General features: G+C 64.2%; 16 protein-coding genes and 1 pseudogene. 9 read left to right on the top strand and 8 right to left on the bottom strand.

All coding sequences use genetic code 11. The features are described 5' to 3' along the window. The 8 genes and pseudogenes from MXC11_RS11595 to MXC11_RS11560 all read right to left on the bottom strand — a co-directional run. Positions 1-107: pseudogene (locus MXC11_RS11595) on the bottom strand (electron transfer flavoprotein subunit beta/FixA family protein); the annotation flags it as partial. 13 nt (positions 108-120) lie between these two features. Further along, positions 121-1,125: a branched-chain amino acid ABC transporter permease gene (locus MXC11_RS11590; protein ID WP_250010339.1), complete on the bottom strand. Its 1,005-nt coding sequence runs from the start codon at positions 1,123-1,125 to the stop codon at positions 121-123. Between the two features lies 1 nt (position 1,126). After that, positions 1,127-2,014: a branched-chain amino acid ABC transporter permease gene (locus MXC11_RS11585; RefSeq protein ID WP_250010338.1), complete on the bottom strand. Its 888-nt coding sequence runs from the start codon at positions 2,012-2,014 to the stop codon at positions 1,127-1,129. A 91-nt stretch (positions 2,015-2,105) separates the two neighbouring features. Next, positions 2,106-3,329, bottom strand: coding sequence for an ABC transporter substrate-binding protein (locus tag MXC11_RS11580; protein WP_250010337.1), 1,224 nt, complete (start codon positions 3,327-3,329; stop codon positions 2,106-2,108). A gap of 78 nt (positions 3,330-3,407) precedes the next feature. Further along, the gene (locus MXC11_RS11575) at positions 3,408-4,118 is read right to left on the bottom strand and encodes an ABC transporter ATP-binding protein (RefSeq protein WP_250010336.1); all 711 of its coding nucleotides are present in this window, start codon (positions 4,116-4,118) and stop codon (positions 3,408-3,410) included. Beyond that, complete coding sequence (locus MXC11_RS11570; protein WP_250010335.1) at positions 4,118-4,888, bottom strand: ABC transporter ATP-binding protein; 771 nt, start codon at positions 4,886-4,888, stop codon at positions 4,118-4,120. The genes MXC11_RS11575 and MXC11_RS11570 overlap by 1 nt, the downstream gene beginning before the upstream one ends. Before the next feature lie 102 nt (positions 4,889-4,990). After that, positions 4,991-5,602, bottom strand: a complete 612-nt coding sequence (locus MXC11_RS11565; RefSeq protein WP_250010334.1) for a peroxidase-related enzyme — start codon at positions 5,600-5,602, stop codon at positions 4,991-4,993. A gap of 14 nt (positions 5,603-5,616) precedes the next feature. After that, positions 5,617-7,305, bottom strand: a complete 1,689-nt coding sequence (locus MXC11_RS11560; protein WP_250010333.1) for an AMP-binding protein — start codon at positions 7,303-7,305, stop codon at positions 5,617-5,619. Positions 7,306-7,578: 273 nt separating this feature from the next. On the opposite strand from MXC11_RS11560, the gene MXC11_RS11555 reads away from it, so the two are divergent. From MXC11_RS11555 to MXC11_RS11515, 9 genes are all read left to right on the top strand, one after another. Then, the gene (locus MXC11_RS11555; RefSeq protein WP_250010332.1) at positions 7,579-8,742 is read left to right on the top strand and encodes an isovaleryl-CoA dehydrogenase; all 1,164 of its coding nucleotides are present in this window, start codon (positions 7,579-7,581) and stop codon (positions 8,740-8,742) included. Between the two features lie 115 nt (positions 8,743-8,857). Further along, a complete protein-coding gene (locus tag MXC11_RS11550) occupies positions 8,858-10,465 on the top strand; it encodes a carboxyl transferase domain-containing protein (protein WP_250010331.1) in 1,608 nt (535 codons plus the stop codon). 47 nt (positions 10,466-10,512) lie between these two features. Beyond that, the gene (locus MXC11_RS11545; protein WP_250010330.1) at positions 10,513-11,307 is read left to right on the top strand and encodes a gamma-carboxygeranoyl-CoA hydratase; all 795 of its coding nucleotides are present in this window, start codon (positions 10,513-10,515) and stop codon (positions 11,305-11,307) included. Positions 11,308-11,341: 34 nt separating this feature from the next. Further along, positions 11,342-13,300, top strand: coding sequence for an acetyl/propionyl/methylcrotonyl-CoA carboxylase subunit alpha (locus MXC11_RS11540; protein ID WP_250010329.1), 1,959 nt, complete (start codon positions 11,342-11,344; stop codon positions 13,298-13,300). A gap of 7 nt (positions 13,301-13,307) precedes the next feature. Continuing rightward, a complete protein-coding gene (locus tag MXC11_RS11535) occupies positions 13,308-14,207 on the top strand; it encodes a hydroxymethylglutaryl-CoA lyase (RefSeq protein ID WP_250010340.1) in 900 nt (299 codons plus the stop codon). A 73-nt stretch (positions 14,208-14,280) separates the two neighbouring features. Then, positions 14,281-14,979 carry a CoA transferase subunit A gene (locus MXC11_RS11530; protein ID WP_250010328.1) on the top strand — a complete coding sequence of 233 codons (699 nt, stop codon included), beginning with the start codon at positions 14,281-14,283 and terminating at the stop codon, positions 14,977-14,979. Between the two features lie 2 nt (positions 14,980-14,981). Beyond that, complete coding sequence (locus MXC11_RS11525) at positions 14,982-15,611, top strand: CoA transferase subunit B (RefSeq protein ID WP_250010327.1); 630 nt, start codon at positions 14,982-14,984, stop codon at positions 15,609-15,611. Between the two features lie 125 nt (positions 15,612-15,736). After that, on the top strand, positions 15,737-16,918 hold the full coding sequence (locus MXC11_RS11520) for an acetyl-CoA C-acetyltransferase (protein WP_250010326.1): 1,182 nt from the start codon (positions 15,737-15,739) through the stop codon (positions 16,916-16,918). A gap of 62 nt (positions 16,919-16,980) precedes the next feature. Next, positions 16,981-17,391, top strand: a complete 411-nt coding sequence (locus MXC11_RS11515; protein WP_250010325.1) for a MerR family transcriptional regulator — start codon at positions 16,981-16,983, stop codon at positions 17,389-17,391. Positions 17,392-17,515: the final 124 nt, after the last annotated feature.

The raw sequence follows: 17,515 nt of genomic DNA, 5'->3' as shown, positions 1-17,515 counted from the left end.
TTCATCGACATCTTGACGTTGGCCAGATCCACGCCGGACTGATCCGCCTTGACGCGGACCTTGACGTTGTAATCGACTACCCGCTTGATCGTAACCAGTACCTTCATAATCGAGCCTCTTTTACTTGAAGTTGCGCTGGATCAGCTTGCGCACCCAGCCGACGATGCCGGAACGGAACAACAACACACACAGCACGAAGATCATGCCGAGAATCACATGCACCCAGTCTCCCAGTGGACCGTTGGACAGGTAGCTCTGCAGGGTCACCACCACTGTGGCACCGACCAGCGGCCCCAGGACCGTACCGACCCCACCGAGCAGGGTCATCAGGATGACCTCACCGGACATGTGCCAGTGCGCATCGGTCAGCGAGGCGAGCTGGAACACCACCGTCTTGGTCGCGCCCGCCAGACCTGTGAGGGTGGCGGAGATGACGAAGGCCAGCAGCTTGTGGGCATCGACGTTGTAGCCCAGCGAAATGGCGCGCGGCTCGTTGTCACGGATCGCCTTGAGCACCTGGCCGTAGGGTGAGTGGATGGTGCGCTGGATGATCGCAAAGCCCAGCACGAACACCGCCAGCACGAAGTAGTACATGGCCAGGTTGCTCTGCAGATCGATCATCCCGAACAGCTTGCCGCGCGGCACGCCCTGCAGACCGTTCTCACCGCCGGTGAACGGCGCCTGGACATAGACGAAGAACACCAGCTGAGCCAGCGCCAGGGTAATCATCGCGAAGTAGATGCCCTGACGGCGGATCGCCAGCAGACCAAAGCCCAGGCCCAGCACCCCAGAAGCGAGCGTCCCCGCGAGGATGCCAAGCTCGGTGGACAGCCCCGAATACTGACTGAGCAGATAACCCGTGACATAGCCGCCACTGGCAAGGAAGGCCGCGTGGCCAAACGACAGCAGTCCCGCGTAGCCCAGCAGCAGATTGAAGGCACAGGCGAACAGGGCGAAGCACAACAGCTTCATCAGAAACACCGGATAGATCGCCAGCGGGGCCAGCAGCGCCACGCCCAAGAGTCCCGCCGCCAGGCCGATCTTGCGGTTACGCGCCGCCCGCTGACGCTCGGCCACCACATTGGGCATCACGGCCGCGGCCTTGTCTGAGTGCAGAATCGACATATCAGGTCTCCTTGCCGAACAGGCCTGCCGGGCGCACCAGCAGGACGATGACCATGACTAGGAACACCACGGTATTGGCTGCCTGGGGATAGAACACCTTGGTCAGCCCCTCGATCACCCCCATGGCCAGACCTGTGACGATCGCGCCCATGATCGACCCCATGCCGCCGATCACCACCACGGCAAACACCACGATCAAGAGGTTAGCGCCCATGGTCGGAGTAACCGGGTAGATCGGCGCGGCCAGCACACCAGCAAAGGCCGCCAGCGCTACGCCATAGCCGTAGGTCAGGGTGATCAACAGCGGCACGTTGATGCCAAAGGCCTGCATCAGCTTGGGATTTTCAGTGCCGGCACGCAGGTAGGAACCCAGACGGGTGCGCTCGATCATGTACCAGGTGAACAAGCACAGCACCACCGCCGCGACAATCACCCAGGCCCGGTAGGTCGGCAGGAACATGAAGCCGAGATTGATGCCGCCCTGCAGCAGCTCAGGCGTCGGGTAAGAGGCGCCGGAGACACCGAACAGCTTGACGAAACTGCCCTCAAGGATCAGCGCCAGACCAAAGGTCAGCAGCAGCCCGTAAAGGTGATCCTCGCCGGCAATCCGGCGCAGCAGGTTGCGCTCGATGGCCATGCCGATAGCGCCGACCAGCAGTGGCGAGAGCAGCAGCGCCATCCAGTAATTGACGCCCAGGTAATTGAGGCCGAGCAGCGCGGCAAAGGCGCCGAGCATGTACAGCGCGCCGTGGGCAAAGTTGATGATGCGCAGCAAGCCGAAGATGATCGCCAGACCAAGGCTCAGCAGGGCATAGAAGGCGCCGTTGATCAGGCCGAGCAGCAGCTGACCGAGCAAGACGCTCAGGGGAATACCGAATACAAGTGTCATGAGTCACCACCCACAGGAAGTCCGCGACACCCGGCCAGTGCGACCGGGTGGATGGCTCACCCCTGCAGCCCGTGCAGGGGCTGGCGGTCGATCAGTTCTGCGCGACCTTGTTGACCAGCTTGCACTGGCTTTCAGACAGCGGCCGGAACGCCTGATCGCCCGGAATGGTGCTGAGGATCTTGTACAGATCCCACGGCCCCTTGGATTCAGCCGGGGCCTTCACCTGGGCCAGGTACATGTCATGCACCATGCGACCGTCCTCACGGATCTTGCCGCCCTTGGCGAACATGTCGTTGACCGGGGTTTCAGCCATCTTTGCCCGCACGGTCTTGGCATCATCGCTGCCGGTGGCCTTGACCGCGTTGAGGTAATGCAGCGTCGCCGAATACACCCCGGCATGGGTCATGCTGGGCATGCGGCCGACCCGCTCGAAGTAGCGCTGCGCCCAGGCACGGGTTTCATCGTTCATGTCCCAGTACCAGCCGGTGGTCAGCATCAGGCCCTGGGTCACGTCCAGCCCCATGGCATGCACGTCATTGAGGAACACCACCATGCCGGCGAGCTTCTGCCCGCTTTGGGTCACACCGAACTGGCTGGCAGTCTTCAGGGCGTTGACCGTGTCGGAGCCGGCATTGGCCAGACCGACCACCTGCGCCCCTGAGCCCTGCGCCTGCAGGACATAGGAGGAGAAATCGCTGCTCGGGAATGGATGCCGCACCTCGCCCACAACCTTGCCGCCGCCGGACTCGACCACCTTGCGGATATCCTTGGACAGCGAATGACCGAACGCATAGTCGGCGGTCAGCAGGTACCAGCTCTTGCCGCCCTGCTCCATCACCGCGCGCGCGGTGCCATTGGACAGGGCATAGGTGTCGTAGGTCCAGTGGATGTGATTGGGCGAGCAGAACTCGTCCGTGATGCTCGAGGAAGCCGCCCCGCTGATCAGCGCCAGCTTGTCAGCCTGCTCGATCACCTTGCTGGCTGCCAGCACCACCGAGGTAGCCACCATGCCGGTCACCACATCGACGTTGCGCTGATCGACCCACTGGCGCACGGTGTTGGCGCCGACGTCCGGCTTATTCAGATCGTCCGCGCTGAACACCACGATCTTCTTGCCATCGACGCTGCCACCAAAGTCTTCGATGGCCATTTTCAGCGCCTCCAGACCACCGGGGCCGGACAGGTCGCGATAGGTGCCGGACATATCAGCCAGATAGCCGATACGAATCTCGTCGTTGCTGATCTGTGCCTGAGCGGTGCCGGTGATGGCCGCGCTGGCCAGCATGGCGATTGCAGTCTTCTGGAACATCTTCATGTTTTCACCCACTGTACGTGTTGTTCTTGTTTTACGGGGCCGCATCCTGTTCTGGCCGGATGCGGGTACTGCAGGGACTCAGACGCCCAGACGGGCGTTGAGCATCTCCTTCTTGGCAGGCAGTTCAGCGGCGCTGATTTCCTCGATGATCTGCCCGTGGTCCATCAGGTAGTGCCGATCGGCCAGCGGGGCGGCAAAGCGGAAATTCTGCTCGACCAGCACGATAGTCAGGCCCTTCTCCTTGAGCTTGATCAGCACCTCACCGAGCTTTTGCACGATGACCGGCGCCAGCCCCTCGGTAATCTCGTCCAGCAGCAGCAGGTTGGCTCCGGTGCGCAGGATCCGCGCCATGGCCAGCATCTGCTGCTCCCCCCCGGAGAGTCGGGTCCCCTGACTGAAGCGCCGCTCATACAGGTTGGGGAACATCGCGTAGATCTCGTCAAGGTCCATGCCACCACTGCGCACGGTGGGCGGCAGCAGCAGGTTCTCCTCGACGTTGAGGCTGGCAAAGATGCCCCGCTCCTCCGGGCAATAGCCGACCCCAAGGCGCGGGATCAGGTGGGCGGCACTGGCGATGGTTTCGGTGCCGTTGATCATGATCGAGCCGGTACGCCGCCCGACCAGATTCATGATCGCCCGCAAGGTGGTGGTGCGCCCGGCACCGTTGCGCCCCAGCAGGGTGACCAGCTCACCACGCCGCACCCGCATGTCGATGCCATGCAGGATGTGCGACTCGCCATAGAAGGCATGCAGATCGCTGATGCGCAGCTGCTCGAATTCTGGACTCATCAGTGACTCTCCTCGGCGTTGGCCGCACTGCCCAGATAGGCCTCGCGCACCTGCGGATTGGCAGACACCGCGGCGTAATCGCCCTCGGCGAGGATCGAGCCGCGCGCCAGCACGGTGATGCGATCGCACAGCCGGCTGACCACGCTGAGGTTGTGTTCGACCATCACCACGGTGCGTCCGGCCGCGGCACGGCGCACCAGATCGACCACCATGTCGACATCCTCATGGCCCATGCCCTGGGTGGGCTCATCCAGCAGCAGCACCTTAGGTTCCAGCGCCAGGGTGGTCGCCAGCTCCAAAGCCCGCTTGCGGCCATAGGGCAGCTCGACAGTCAGGGTGTCGGCAAAGCCCAGCAGATCGACCTCACCGAGCAGCTGCTCGGCACGGGCATTCAGGGCATCCAGGCAGCGGGCTGACTTCCAGAAGTGAAAGGAGTTGCCCTCGCGCTGCTGCAAGGCCACGCGCACGTTGTCGCGCACGCTCATGTGGGCAAACACTGCAGAGATCTGGAAAGAGCGCACCAGCCCCAGACGCGCAATGCCGTTGGGCTTCATGCCGGTGATCGGCTGACCGTAGTAGAGAATCTCCCCGCGGGTCGGGGTGAGGAACTTGGTAAGCAGGTTGAAGACGGTGGTCTTGCCGGCCCCGTTCGGGCCGATCAGGGCATGGATATGGCCCTGCTGGATGCGCAGATCGACCGAGTCTACGGCGGTGAAACCGCGAAACTCCTTGGTCAGGCCGCGGGTTTCCAGCACATAGTCGTGTGCCATGGGGTGACCTCTTGCCGTGATTGTTTTTATTCGTGCAAGGTGCAGGTCGCAGTGACCTTTACGCAAACGTTAACAGCAAGTTTACGTTTACGGCAAGCACCATTACCCCTCGGCGATCTCAGCAGGGCGCGGCGCCCGCGGCACCCGCCCCATCAGATAGAACTCGGGATTGGGTGGCGTGCCCGCCAGCGACACCAGACGGTTGGAGAGGCTGAAAAACGCCGTCACCGCGCCAATGTCCCAGATGTCATCCCGGGTGAAGCCGACGGCCTCAAGCCGCGCCTGCCAGGCGTCATCCAGCACGCCCTGTTCAAAGCTCAGGTGCAGGGCAAAATCCAGCATGACGCGCTGCCGCTCACTGATGCAGGCGGTACGGTGGTTGATGGCCAGCTGGTCAGCCAGCTGCGGATCTTTGCTGTAGATCCGCAGCACCGCGCCGTGGGCCACCACGCAGTACAGGCAGCCATGCCGGGCGCTGGTGGTGACCACAATCATTTCCTTCTCGACCAGCGTCAGGGTGTCCGACTCACGCTCCATCAGGGCATCGTGCCAGGCGAAGAAGGCGCGAAACTCCTCAGGGCGGTGGGCGAGCATCAAAAAGACATTAGGCACGAATCCGGCTTTTTCCTGCACCGCCAGTATGCGCGTGCGCAAATCCTCCGGCAGGCTATCGAGCGATTCGGGCAGGGGAAAACGGCTGATGACATGATGCATGCGTGCTCCCCTCCTCAGTCCTGGGCCGCCTGGTTCAGCCCCAGCTCCACCACGCTGATTTCGCGCATGCGGAACTTCTGCACCTTGCCGCTGATGGTCATCGGGAAGTCCTCGACGAACTTGATGTGGCGCGGAATCTTGAAGTGGGCAATCCGCCCCTTGCAGTACTCGCGCAGCACCTCGGCCTCGACCGCCTGCCCCGGATGCAGCTTGACCCAGGCCACGATCTCTTCGCCGAACTTGTGATCCGGCACCCCGATCACCTGTACATCGGCCACCGCGGTGTGGGTAAAGAGAAACTCCTCGATCTCACGCGGATAAACGTTCTCGCCGCCGCGGATGATCATGTCCTTGTTGCGCCCGACAATGCGGATGTAACCCTCGTCATCCATGACCGCCAGATCGCCGGTGTGCATCCAGCGGGCACCGTCGATGGCCTCGCGGGTCGCATCCGGATTGCCCCAGTAACCGAGCATCACGCTGTAGCCGCGGGTGCACAGCTCACCGATCTGCCCACGCGCCACGATACGGCCCTGCTCATCGACGATCTTGCTCTCCAGGTGTGGCTGGGTGCGCCCGACGCTGGTGACACGGCGCTCGAGATCATCACTCGGGCCGGTCTGGGTCGATACCGGGCTGGTCTCGGTCATTCCGTAGGCAATCTGCACCTCGCTCATGTGCATCTCATTGATGACCCGCTTCATCACCTCGATCGGGCAGGTGGCACCGGCCATGATCCCGGTGCGCAGGCTGGACAGATCCATCTCGGCACGGCCGGGGTGATCGAGCATGGCAATGAACATGGTCGGCACGCCGTACAGCGCCGTGGCGCGCTCCTCGGCCACCGCCTGCAGCGTGGCCTGCGGCTCAAAGGCCGGGCAGGGATAGATCATGGTGCTGCCGTGGGTCAGGCAGCCGAGGTTGCCCATCACCATGCCAAAGCAGTGGTACAGCGGCACCGGAATGACCAGGCGATCATGCTCGGTCAGGCCGAGGCTCTCGCCGACCATGTAGCCGTTATTAAGGATGTTGTAGTGGCTGAGGGTGGCCCCTTTGGGGAAACCGGTGGTGCCGGAGGTGTACTGAATGTTGATCGGCTCATCGAACTGCAGCCGCTCGCCGGTTTCGCGCAGTTGCTCGGGCCCGACCTGTTCGGCCATGGCCTGCAGTGCCTGCCAGCCCAGCATGCCATCGGCCGGCTGCGCACCCAGACTGATCACCCCGCGCAGCTCCGGCAGCATATGGCTGTGCAGATCGCCCAGCGCGCAGGTGGCCAGCTCCGGCAGCAGTTCGGCGAGCATCGCGTGGTAGTCGGATGTCTTGAAGGCATCAGCGCAGATCAGCCAGCGACAGCCGGACTGCTTGAGGGCGTATTCCAGCTCGTTGAGGCGATAGGCCGGATTGATGTTGACCAGTACCACGCCGATCTTGGCCGTGGCGAACTGGGTGATGCACCACTCAGCCCGGTTCGGCGCCCAGATACCCAGGCGATCACCCGGCTCAAGGCCCAAGGCCAGCAGCGCGCGAGCGCAGTGATCGACCGCCTCGCCCAGGCTGCGCCAGGTATGGCGGATATCCTGGTGGCGCACCACCAGTGCCTCACGCTCGGCAAAACGGGCCACGGTATGGTCAAAGGCCGCACCGATGGTCATGGCCAACAGGGGTTTTTCCTGCGGTCCGCAGGTGTAGCTCGGAAGAGTCATGGCATCCCTCGGTCTTGTGTTTGTTATGAGGTGTTCGACGTCTTGAGGAGGCCCGCCAGCGCGCTGATCAGGTGTTGACAGTCGCTGCCGGGTTTGTTTACGTTAACGTAAAGGTGACTGACTGACAACCCTTCCACGCCACGCCGGCGATTCCGGATAAAACGGCGCAGGGACAGGCGCTCACCCGTGCCGATCACAGGCCCACAGCCTGCAAAGCGGCCCGACGTACTACCGCGCGAACCGCACAACTACAAGACAGACAAAGGTGGTTTCATGACGTACTCCAGCCTCAATTTCGCCCTCGGCGACACCATCGACATGCTCCGCGAGCAGGTACAGGCCTTTGCCGCCAACGAGCTCGCCCCGCGGGCGGCAGCCATCGATCACGACAACCTGTTCCCTGCCGACATGTGGAAAAAGTTCGGTGACATGGGCCTTCTGGGCATCACCGTGCCGGAGGAGTACGGCGGCGCCGGCATGGGCTATCTGGCCCATGTGGTGGCCATCGAGGAGATCAGCCGCGCCTCAGCGTCGGTCGGCCTGTCCTACGGCGCGCACTCCAACCTGTGCGTCAACCAGATCAACCGCAACGGCAACGAGGCGCAAAAGCGCAAGTACCTGCCCAAGCTGATCAGTGGTGAGCATGTCGGCGCGCTGGCGATGAGCGAGCCAAACGCTGGCTCCGACGTGGTCTCCATGAAGCTGCGCGCCGACCGCAAGGGCGATCGCTTCATACTTAACGGCAGCAAGACCTGGATCACCAACGGCCCGGATGCCAATACCTACGTGATCTACGCCAAGACCGACCTGGACAAGGGCCCCCACGGCATCACCGCCTTCATCGTCGAGCGTGACTGGAAGGGTTTCAGCCGTGGCAGCAAGTTCGACAAGCTGGGCATGCGCGGCTCCAACACCTGCGAGCTGTTCTTCGATGATGTCGAGGTGCCGGAGGAGAACATCCTCGGCCAGCTCAATGGCGGTGTGAAAGTGCTGATGAGCGGCCTGGACTACGAGCGCGTCGTGCTGGCCGGTGGCCCGGTCGGCATCATGCAGGCCTGCATGGATGTGGTGGTGCCTTATATCCATGACCGCAAGCAGTTCGGGCAGAGCATCGGCGAGTTTCAGTTCATCCAGGGCAAGGTGGCCGACATGTACACCCAGCTGGGCGCCAGCCGCGCCTACCTGTATGCCGCGGCCCAGGCTTGCGACCGGGGCGAAACCACCCGCAAGGATGCCGCTGGGGTGATTCTCTACACCGCCGAGGCCGCCACCCAGATGGCCCTGCAAGCAATCCAGATTCTGGGCGGCAACGGTTACATCAACGAGTACCCGACCGGGCGCCTGCTGCGCGATGCCAAGCTCTATGAAATCGGCGCCGGCACCAGCGAGATCCGCCGCATGCTGATCGGCCGCGAACTGTTCAACGAGTCTCGCTGAACAGCGCCCGCCCCTGCCAGCCCATCAGGGCCGGCACTGCGCAGCCCGCGAAGGCCGCTGCGCGGCCCAGGCCGCGCCAGCAGGCCGTGCCAAAGAATCCGATGGAGTGAGCCCCATGGCCATCCTGCATACCCAGATCAATCCCCGCTCGGCGGAGTTTGCCGCCAACCGTGCGGCCATGCTCGCCCAGGTCGAGGACCTGCGCAGCTTGCTGACACACCTTCAGCAAGGCGGCGGACCTGCCGCCCAGCAGCGCCACACCGCCCGCGGCAAGCTCCTGGTGCGCGAGCGCATCAATGCCCTGCTCGATCCCGGCTCGCCCTTCCTCGAAGTCGCACCACTGGCTGCCTACGAGGTCTATGGTGAGGACGTACCGGCCGCGGGTGTGGTCGCCGGCATTGGCCGCATCGAAGGCGTCGAGTGCATGATCATCGGCAACGACGCCACCGTAAAAGGCGGCAGCTACTATCCGCTGACCGTGAAAAAACACCTGCGCGCCCAGGCCATCGCTCGCGAGAACCGCCTGCCGTGCCTTTATCTAGTCGACTCCGGCGGCGCCAACCTGCCGCGCCAGGACGAGGTCTTCCCCGATCGCGAGCATTTCGGGCGGATCTTCTTCAACCAGGCCACCCTGAGTGCGGCCGGCATCCCGCAGATCGCTGTAGTGATGGGCTCCTGCACCGCCGGGGGGGCTTATGTCCCGGCGATGTCCGATGAAACCATCATGGTGCGCAACCAGGCGACCATCTTCCTCGCCGGCCCGCCGCTGGTAAAAGCCGCCACCGGCGAGGTGGTGACCGCCGAGGAGCTGGGCGGCGCCGACGTGCACTGCAAGACCTCCGGGGTGGCCGACCACTATGCGGAGAACGACGCCCACGCGCTGGCCATCGCCCGGCGCTGCGTGGCCAACCTCAACTGGCGCAAGCAGGGCGCGCTGGAAAGCGTTGCCCCGCGCGCGCCGCTGTACGCCGCTGATGAGCTGTACGGGATCATTCCGGCCGACGCCAAGCAGCCGTTCGATGTGCGCGAGGTGATCGCCCGGCTGGTCGACGGCAGCGAGTTCGACGAGTTCAAGGCACTGTTCGGCACTACCCTGGTGTGCGGGTTTGCCCGTCTGCACGGCTATCCGATCGCCATCCTCGCCAACAACGGCATCCTGTTCGCCGAGGCGGCGCAAAAAGGTGCGCACTTCATCGAGCTGGCCTGTCAGCGCGGCATCCCGCTGCTGTTTTTGCAGAACATCACAGGCTTCATGGTCGGCCAGAAGTACGAGGCCGGCGGCATCGCCAAGCACGGCGCCAAGCTGGTCACCGCCGTGGCCTGCGCCAAGGTGCCCAAGTTCACCGTGCTGATCGGCGGCAGCTTCGGCGCCGGCAACTACGGCATGTGCGGACGCGCCTACGATCCGCGTTTTTTGTGGATGTGGCCGAATGCACGGATCGGCGTGATGGGCGCCGCCCAGGCTGCCGGGGTGCTCACCCAGGTCAAGCGCGAGCAGGCCGAGCGCAGCGGCACCCCGCTCAATGCCGAGCAGGAGGCAGCGATTCGTGAGCCGATCCTCGCCCAGTACGAGCGCCAAGGACACCCCTACTACTCCAGCGCCCGCCTCTGGGATGACGGCGTGATCGATCCGGCCCAGACCCGTGAAGTGCTGGCGCTGGCCCTGTCGGCCGCCCTCAATGCACCGATCGAACCGACCACCTTCGGCGTTTTCCGCATGTAAGTGGCCCTGCCACGGATGCCGATAGCCGTTCTCGCCGAGTGACTGCCATGAATGACCCTCACTACCTGCAACTGGAACGCGACCCGCGCGGTTTTGCCACCCTCTGGCTCAACCGCGCTGACAAGAACAATGCCTTTGATGCCGCGCTGATCGCCGCGCTGAATACTCAGCTTGAACAGATTGCCGCTGATGACTCGATCCGTTTTCTGATCCTGCGCGGCCGTGGTCGGCACTTCAGTGCGGGGGCGGATCTGGCCTGGATGCAGGCCTCCGCCCGCCTTGACTACGCCGCCAACCTCGCTGATGCCCACCAGCTCGGCGAGCTGATGCACCGCCTCTACCACCTGCCGCAACCCACGCTCGCCGTGGTACAGGGCGCAGCGTTTGGCGGTGCCCTGGGGCTGATCGCCTGCTGCGACATGGCCATCGGCGGTGAGGATGCCCTGTTCTGCCTCTCGGAGGTGCGGATCGGCCTGCTTCCGGCAGTGATCAGCCCGTTCGTGATGCGGGCCATCGGTGCCCGGGCCACGCGCCGTTACGCGCTGACCGCCGAGCGTTTCGATGCCCAGCGCGCCTGCCAGCTGGGTCTGATCGATGCCTGCTACCCCGCCGCCGAGCTGGAGAGTGCTCTCGAGCACTGGATCGGCCAGTTGCAGCTCAACAGCCCACAGGCCATGCGGGCCAGCAAGGTCTTGCTGAGCGAGGTGGCCGAGCATCCGCTGGATGACACCGTACGGGCCCGCACCGAACAGGCGATCGCCCGTATTCGTATCAGTGCCGAAGGTCAGGAAGGGCTTAGCGCCTTCCTGGAAAAACGTCCTCCCCAGTGGCAGACCCACTGAGGATTCCGGCAGCAGCCCGATTGGGAGCACAACAATGATTACAACCCTGCTGATTGCCAACCGCGGCGAGATTGCCTGCCGCGTCATCCGCAGCGCCCGCGCACTGGGCCTGCGCAGTGTCGCGGTACACAGTGCCATCGACGCCCAGGCACGCCACGTGCGCGAGGCGGATCTGGCCGTCAATCTGGGCGGTGCCAAGCCTGCCGACAGCTACCTGCGTGTCGAGCAGCTGATCGCCGCAGCCCGCGCCAGTGGCGCCCAGGCCATTCACCCAGGTTATGGTTTTCTCTCCGAAAATGCCGGTTTCGCCCGCGCCATCGAGGACGCCGGGCTGATTTTCCTCGGCCCGCCGGCCAGCGCCATCGAGGCGATGGGCAGCAAGTCGGCTGCCAAAGCGCTGATGGAAACCGCTGGCGTGCCCCTGGTGCCCGGCTACCACGGTGAAGCCCAGGACTTTGAAACCTTCCGCACCGCCGCCGAGGTGATCGGCTACCCGGTGCTGCTCAAGGCCGCCGCCGGTGGCGGCGGCAAGGGCATGAAGGTGGTCGAGCGCGAAAGCGAGCTGGCCGAGGCGCTGGCGTCCGCCCAGCGCGAGGCCCAGGCCGCCTTTGGCGATGCGCGCATGCTGGTGGAGAAATACGTTCTCAAGCCGCGCCATGTGGAAATCCAGGTGTTTGCCGACCAGCACGGCAACTGCCTGTACCTCAACGAGCGCGACTGCTCGATCCAGCGCCGCCACCAGAAGGTGGTCGAGGAAGCGCCGGCGCCCGGCTTGTCGCCGCAACTGCGCCGTGCCATGGGTGAAGCGGCGGTCAAGGCTGCGCAGGCCATTGGCTATGTGGGTGCCGGCACCGTGGAATTCCTGCTCGATGCGCGCGGCGAGTTCTTCTTCATGGAGATGAACACGCGGCTGCAGGTCGAGCACCCGGTCACCGAGGCGATCACCGGCCTTGATCTGGTTGCCTGGCAGATCCGTGTTGCCCGTGGCGAACCGCTGCCGATCACTCAGGAGCAGGTTCCGCTGCTCGGGCACGCCATCGAAGTGCGCCTGTACGCTGAAGATCCGGACCACGACTTCCTCCCGGCGACCGGCACCCTGACCCTGTACCGCGAACCGGCCGCCGGGCCCGGGCGGCGCGTCGACAGTGGCGTGGCCGAGGGCGATACGGTGTCGCCCTTCTACGACCCGATGCTCGGCAAGCTGATTGCCTGGGGCGAAAACCGCGAGGAAGCGCGTCAGCGTCTGCTGGCGATGCTGGATGACATGGCGGTGGGTGGCGTGAAGACCAATCTGGCCTTCCTGCGCCGCGTCCTGGCGCACCCGGCATTTGCCGCGGCCGAACTGGATACCGGCTTCATTCCCCGCTATCAGCCGGATCTGCTGCCGCCCCCCGCGGCGCTGGGTGAAGACTTCTGGCAACTCGCTGCCCAGGCGTTTGTGCTCAGTGAGCCCGTACGCTCGCGGCAGGATGACCCCTTCTCGCCCTGGTCTTCCCGTCAGGGCTGGCGCAGCGCCAGTACAGCGCAGAGCCGTATCAGCCTGCGCTGTGGCAGCGAGTGCCGCGACCTGAACATCGATCCGACGCGCGGCCCGGCCTGGACGCTGGAAGGCGGCAGCCTGTGGGTCGAGATGCAGGGACTGCGCCGTCGCCACCGGGTGCTGCGTCAGGGTGACAGCCTCTACCTGCAGTGGGGCGGGGAATTGCAGTGTGTGCAGCGTATCGACCCGATTGCGGAGGCCGAGGCCAGCCACACCGCGCACGGCGGACTGACTGCGCCCATGAACGGCAGCATCGTCCGGGTACTGGTCGAGGCCGGACAAGCCGTGGCCGCTGGCACCGCCCTGGTGGTGCTGGAGGCGATGAAGATGGAGCACAGCATTCGCGCCCCGCAGGCGGGCATCGTCAAGGCCCTGTACTGCAGCGAAGGCGAGATGGTCAGCGAAGGGGCTGCCCTGGTGGAACTGGAAGAGGCAGAAGCGCGCGATGAATAACACCTCCCTGGCCCTGCCCAGCCATGTGCGTCTGGTCGAAGTCGGCCCGCGCGATGGCCTGCAGAATGAAAAACAGCCTATCAGCATTGCCGACAAGGTTCGACTGGTCGATGACCTGACCCGTGCCGGGCTGGCCCATATCGAGGCCGGCAGTTTTGTCTCGCCGCAATGGGTGCCGCAGATGGCCGGCTCCGCCGAGGTGTTTGCCGCCATCCAGCAACCTGGTGGCGTCACCTACACGGCGCTGACGCCCAACCTCAAGGGCTTTGAGGCGGCCATGCAGGCTGGCGTCAGGGAAGTCGCCGTGTTTGCCGCGGCCAGCGAGGCCTTCTCGCAGAAGAACATCAACTGCTCGATTGCCGAAAGCCTGACGCGCTTCGTGCCGGTGATGGAGGCGGCCCGCGAGCAGGGGGTCCGTGTGCGTGGCTATGTGTCTTGCGTGCTCGGCTGCCCCTATGAGGGCGAAATCGCCCCGGCGCAGGTGGCCTCCGTGGCGCGCGAGCTGTTCGAGATGGGCTGCTACGAGGTGTCGCTGGGCGACACCATCGGTACCGGCACCGCCGGCAAGACCCGCGCACTGATCGAGGCCGTCGGTCGCGACATCCCCCGCGACAAACTGGCCGGCCATTTCCATGACACCTACGGCCAGGCACTGGCGAACATCTACGCCAGCCTTCTGGAAGGAATTCAGGTCTTCGACAGCTCGGTAGCCGGCCTAGGGGGCTGCCCCTACGCCCGCGGGGCGAGCGGCAACGTGGCCAGCGAGGATGTGCTGTACCTGCTCAATGGCCTGGGCATTCACACCGGCGTCGATCTGGAGCTCCTGATCCAGGCCGGCGAGCGAATCTGCGCACTCCTCGGCCGCGAGAACGGCTCACGGGTGGCACGCGCCCGGCGCTGCGCCTGACCCGGCCTTTTCACAAGCCAGGTGCGCTGCGCGCCGTCGGCGCCATGAACCGAACAACCAGCGAGGCATTCCGATGAACAAGCTCTACCCCAGTGCCCACGCCGCCCTCGATGGGCTGGTGGAAGATGGCATGACCATCGCCGTCGGCGGCTTTGGCCTGTGCGGCATTCCAGAGGCCCTGATCGCCGCGCTGCGCGACAGCGGCAAGCAGCAACTCACCGCGATCAGCAATAACGCCGGCGTCGATGGCTTCGGCCTCGGTCAGCTACTAGCCACCCGGCAGATCAAGAAGATGATTTCCTCCTATGTCGGCGAGAACAAGGAGTTCGAGCGCCAGTACCTCGCCGGTGAGCTGGAGCTGGAATTTACCCCCCAGGGCACCCTGGCCGAGAAGCTGCGTGCTGGCGGTGCCGGCATCCCGGCCTTTTACACCAAGACCGGCTACGGCACGCTGGTGGCCGAAGGCAAGGAAACCCGCCAGTTTGATGGCGAGTGGTATGTGATGGAGCGTGCGCTGACTGCCGATGTGGCGCTGGTCAAGGCGTGGAAGGCCGACCAGGCCGGCAACCTGCTGTTCCACAAGACCGCGCGTAACTTCAACCCGCTGGCGGCGATGGCCGGCAAGGTCTGCGTGGTCGAGGTCGAGGAACTGGTCGAAACCGGTGCACTGGATGCTGACCAAATCCATCTGCCGGGCATCTATGTGCAGCGCATCGTGGTCAATGCCACGCCCGAGAAACGCATCGAACAACGTACCGTACGGAGCGCCTGAACATGGCCTGGACCCGCGAACAGATGGCGCAGCGCGCCGCCGCAGAATTACAGGATGGCTTCTACGTCAACCTCGGTATCGGCCTGCCGACCCTGGTGGCCAACTACATTCCCGCCGGGATGGACGTCTGGCTGCAGAGTGAGAATGGCCTGCTCGGTATCGGTCCGTTCCCGAGCGAGGACGAGGTTGACCCTGACCTGATCAACGCTGGCAAGCAGACCATCACCACCCTGCCCGGCAGCTGCTTTTTCGACAGTGCGACGAGCTTTGCGATGATCCGCGGCGGGCATATCAATCTGTCGATCCTCGGTGCCATGCAGGTCTCCGCTCAGGGTGATCTGGCCAACTGGATGATCCCCGGCAAGATGGTCAAGGGCATGGGCGGAGCGATGGATCTGGTGGCCGGCGTCAAGCGCGTGGTGGTGCTGATGGAGCACACCGCCAAGGGCGGCGCGCACAAGATCCTGGAGCGCTGTGATCTGCCGTTGACCGGTGTTGGGGTGGTCGATCGGATCATCACCGACCTGGGTGTGCTGGATGTCACGGAACAGGGCCTCACGCTGGTCGAGCTGGCTGATGGGGTGAGCTTCGAGGACATGCAGGCGGCAACCGGCTGCACCATCCACCGCTGAAACGGTATGGCTCCGGGCAGGCGGCAAGCCATCCCCCTGCCCCTTTGCGTGGCACCGCCACGCTTTTTTCTTCCCAGCGCCGGCACCGCGCCATGCGGTGCCGGCGCCTCATGGAGTTCACCATCATGCAAGACGTTGTGATTGTTGCTGCAACCCGCACAGCCATCGGTGCCTTTCAGGGCGCACTGGCCGAAGTACCGGCCGTCGAGCTGGGTGCAACCGTGATCCGCACCCTGCTGGCACAGACCGCTCTGGAGCCTGCAAGCGTGGATGAGGTGATTCTTGGCCAGGTACTGACCGCCGGTGCCGGCCAGAACCCGGCACGCCAGGCGGCGATCAGCGCCGGCCTGCCACACACGGTCCCGGCCATGACTATCAACAAGGTCTGTGGCTCGGGCCTCAAGGCCGTGCAATTGGCGGCGCAGGCGATTCGCTGCGGTGAAGCCGAGGTGGTGATCGCTGGCGGCATGGAAAACATGAGCCTCGCTCCCTATGTGCTGCCCAAGGCACGCACCGGGCTGCGCATGGGCCACGCCCAGCTACAGGACAGCATGATCGAGGACGGCCTGTGGGATGCCTTCAATGGCTATCACATGGGCATCACCGCCGAGAATCTGGTGGCACAGTACGGTCTCTCCCGCGAGGAGCAGGATGCCTTCGCAGCGGCCTCCCAGCAAAAAGCTGCGGCCGCCCAAGCAGAGGGGCGCTTTCTGGATGAAATCACGCCGGTGCTGATCCCGCAGCGCAAGGGAGAACCGCGCGTCTTTGATCGGGATGAGCAGCCACGTGGTGAGACGACGGCGGCCAGCCTGGCCAGTCTGCGTCCGGCATTCAAGAAAGATGGCAGCGTCACCGCCGGCAATGCTTCGACCCTCAACGATGGAGCGGCGGCCGTCCTGCTGATGAGCGCGACCAAAGCGGCGCAACTGGGCATGCCGGTGCTGGCACGGATCGCTGCCGGAGCCAGTGCCGGGGTAGATCCTGCGATCATGGGGATCGGTCCGGTCGAAGCGAGCCGCCGCTGCCTGGCACGCGCTGGCTGGGCATTGGAGGAGCTGGATCTGATCGAGGCCAATGAAGCCTTCGCGGCTCAGGCACTGGCGGTAGGCCGCGAACTGGGCTGGGAGGCCGAAAAGGTCAACGTCAACGGCGGCGCCATCGCACTGGGCCATCCGATTGGTGCTTCGGGCTGCCGGATCCTGGTGACGCTGCTCTATGAAATGCTTCGCCGCGATGCCCGCAAGGGGCTGGCAACCCTGTGCATCGGCGGTGGCCAAGGTGTAGCCTTGGCCATCGAACGATCATGACCCGTGCAGGATCGGTCCCAACGGGGAGCCGATCTGCCGTTATAAGCGAACCGGAAGCCCTTATGGCGAAGCAGACCTACAGTATTTCCGATCTGGCCCAAGAACTGGACGTCACCACCCGCACCATCCGCTTCTATGAAGAACAGGGCATGCTGTCACCCCTGCGCCGCGGCCAGGAGCGCATTTACAGCCCGCGTGATCGCGTCACCTTGAAGCTTATTCTGCGTGGCAAGCGCCTCGGGTTTTCACTGGCGGAATGCAAGACGCTGATCGAGCTATATGATCCGCAGGCGGGCAATCGCAAACAGCTCAACAGCATGCTGGAGCTGATCGCTGAACGTCGGCGTCAGCTGGAGCAGCAACTACTGGATATTCGGCAGATGCAGCTGGAACTGGATACAGCCGAGGAGCGCTGCAGGGCGGCGCTCTTGGAAACCAGCCAGGGAGCTTGCCTCGAGGAAGATGGCAGCTGAGCAGCGGATAGAAATAAAAAAGCACCCTCAAGGGGTGCTTTTTTATGTATGGCGCACTCGGGAGGATTCGAACCTCCGACCGCCCGGTTCGTAGCCGGGTACTCTATCCAGCTGAGCTACGAGT

The sequence above is a fragment of the Pseudomonas eutrophicaquae genome (genome assembly GCF_023544715.1).
GTDB lineage: Bacteria > Pseudomonadota > Gammaproteobacteria > Pseudomonadales > Pseudomonadaceae > Geopseudomonas.
Note: the sequence above shows the minus strand (reverse complement) of the source record. Positions and strands in the feature narration are given on the sequence as shown.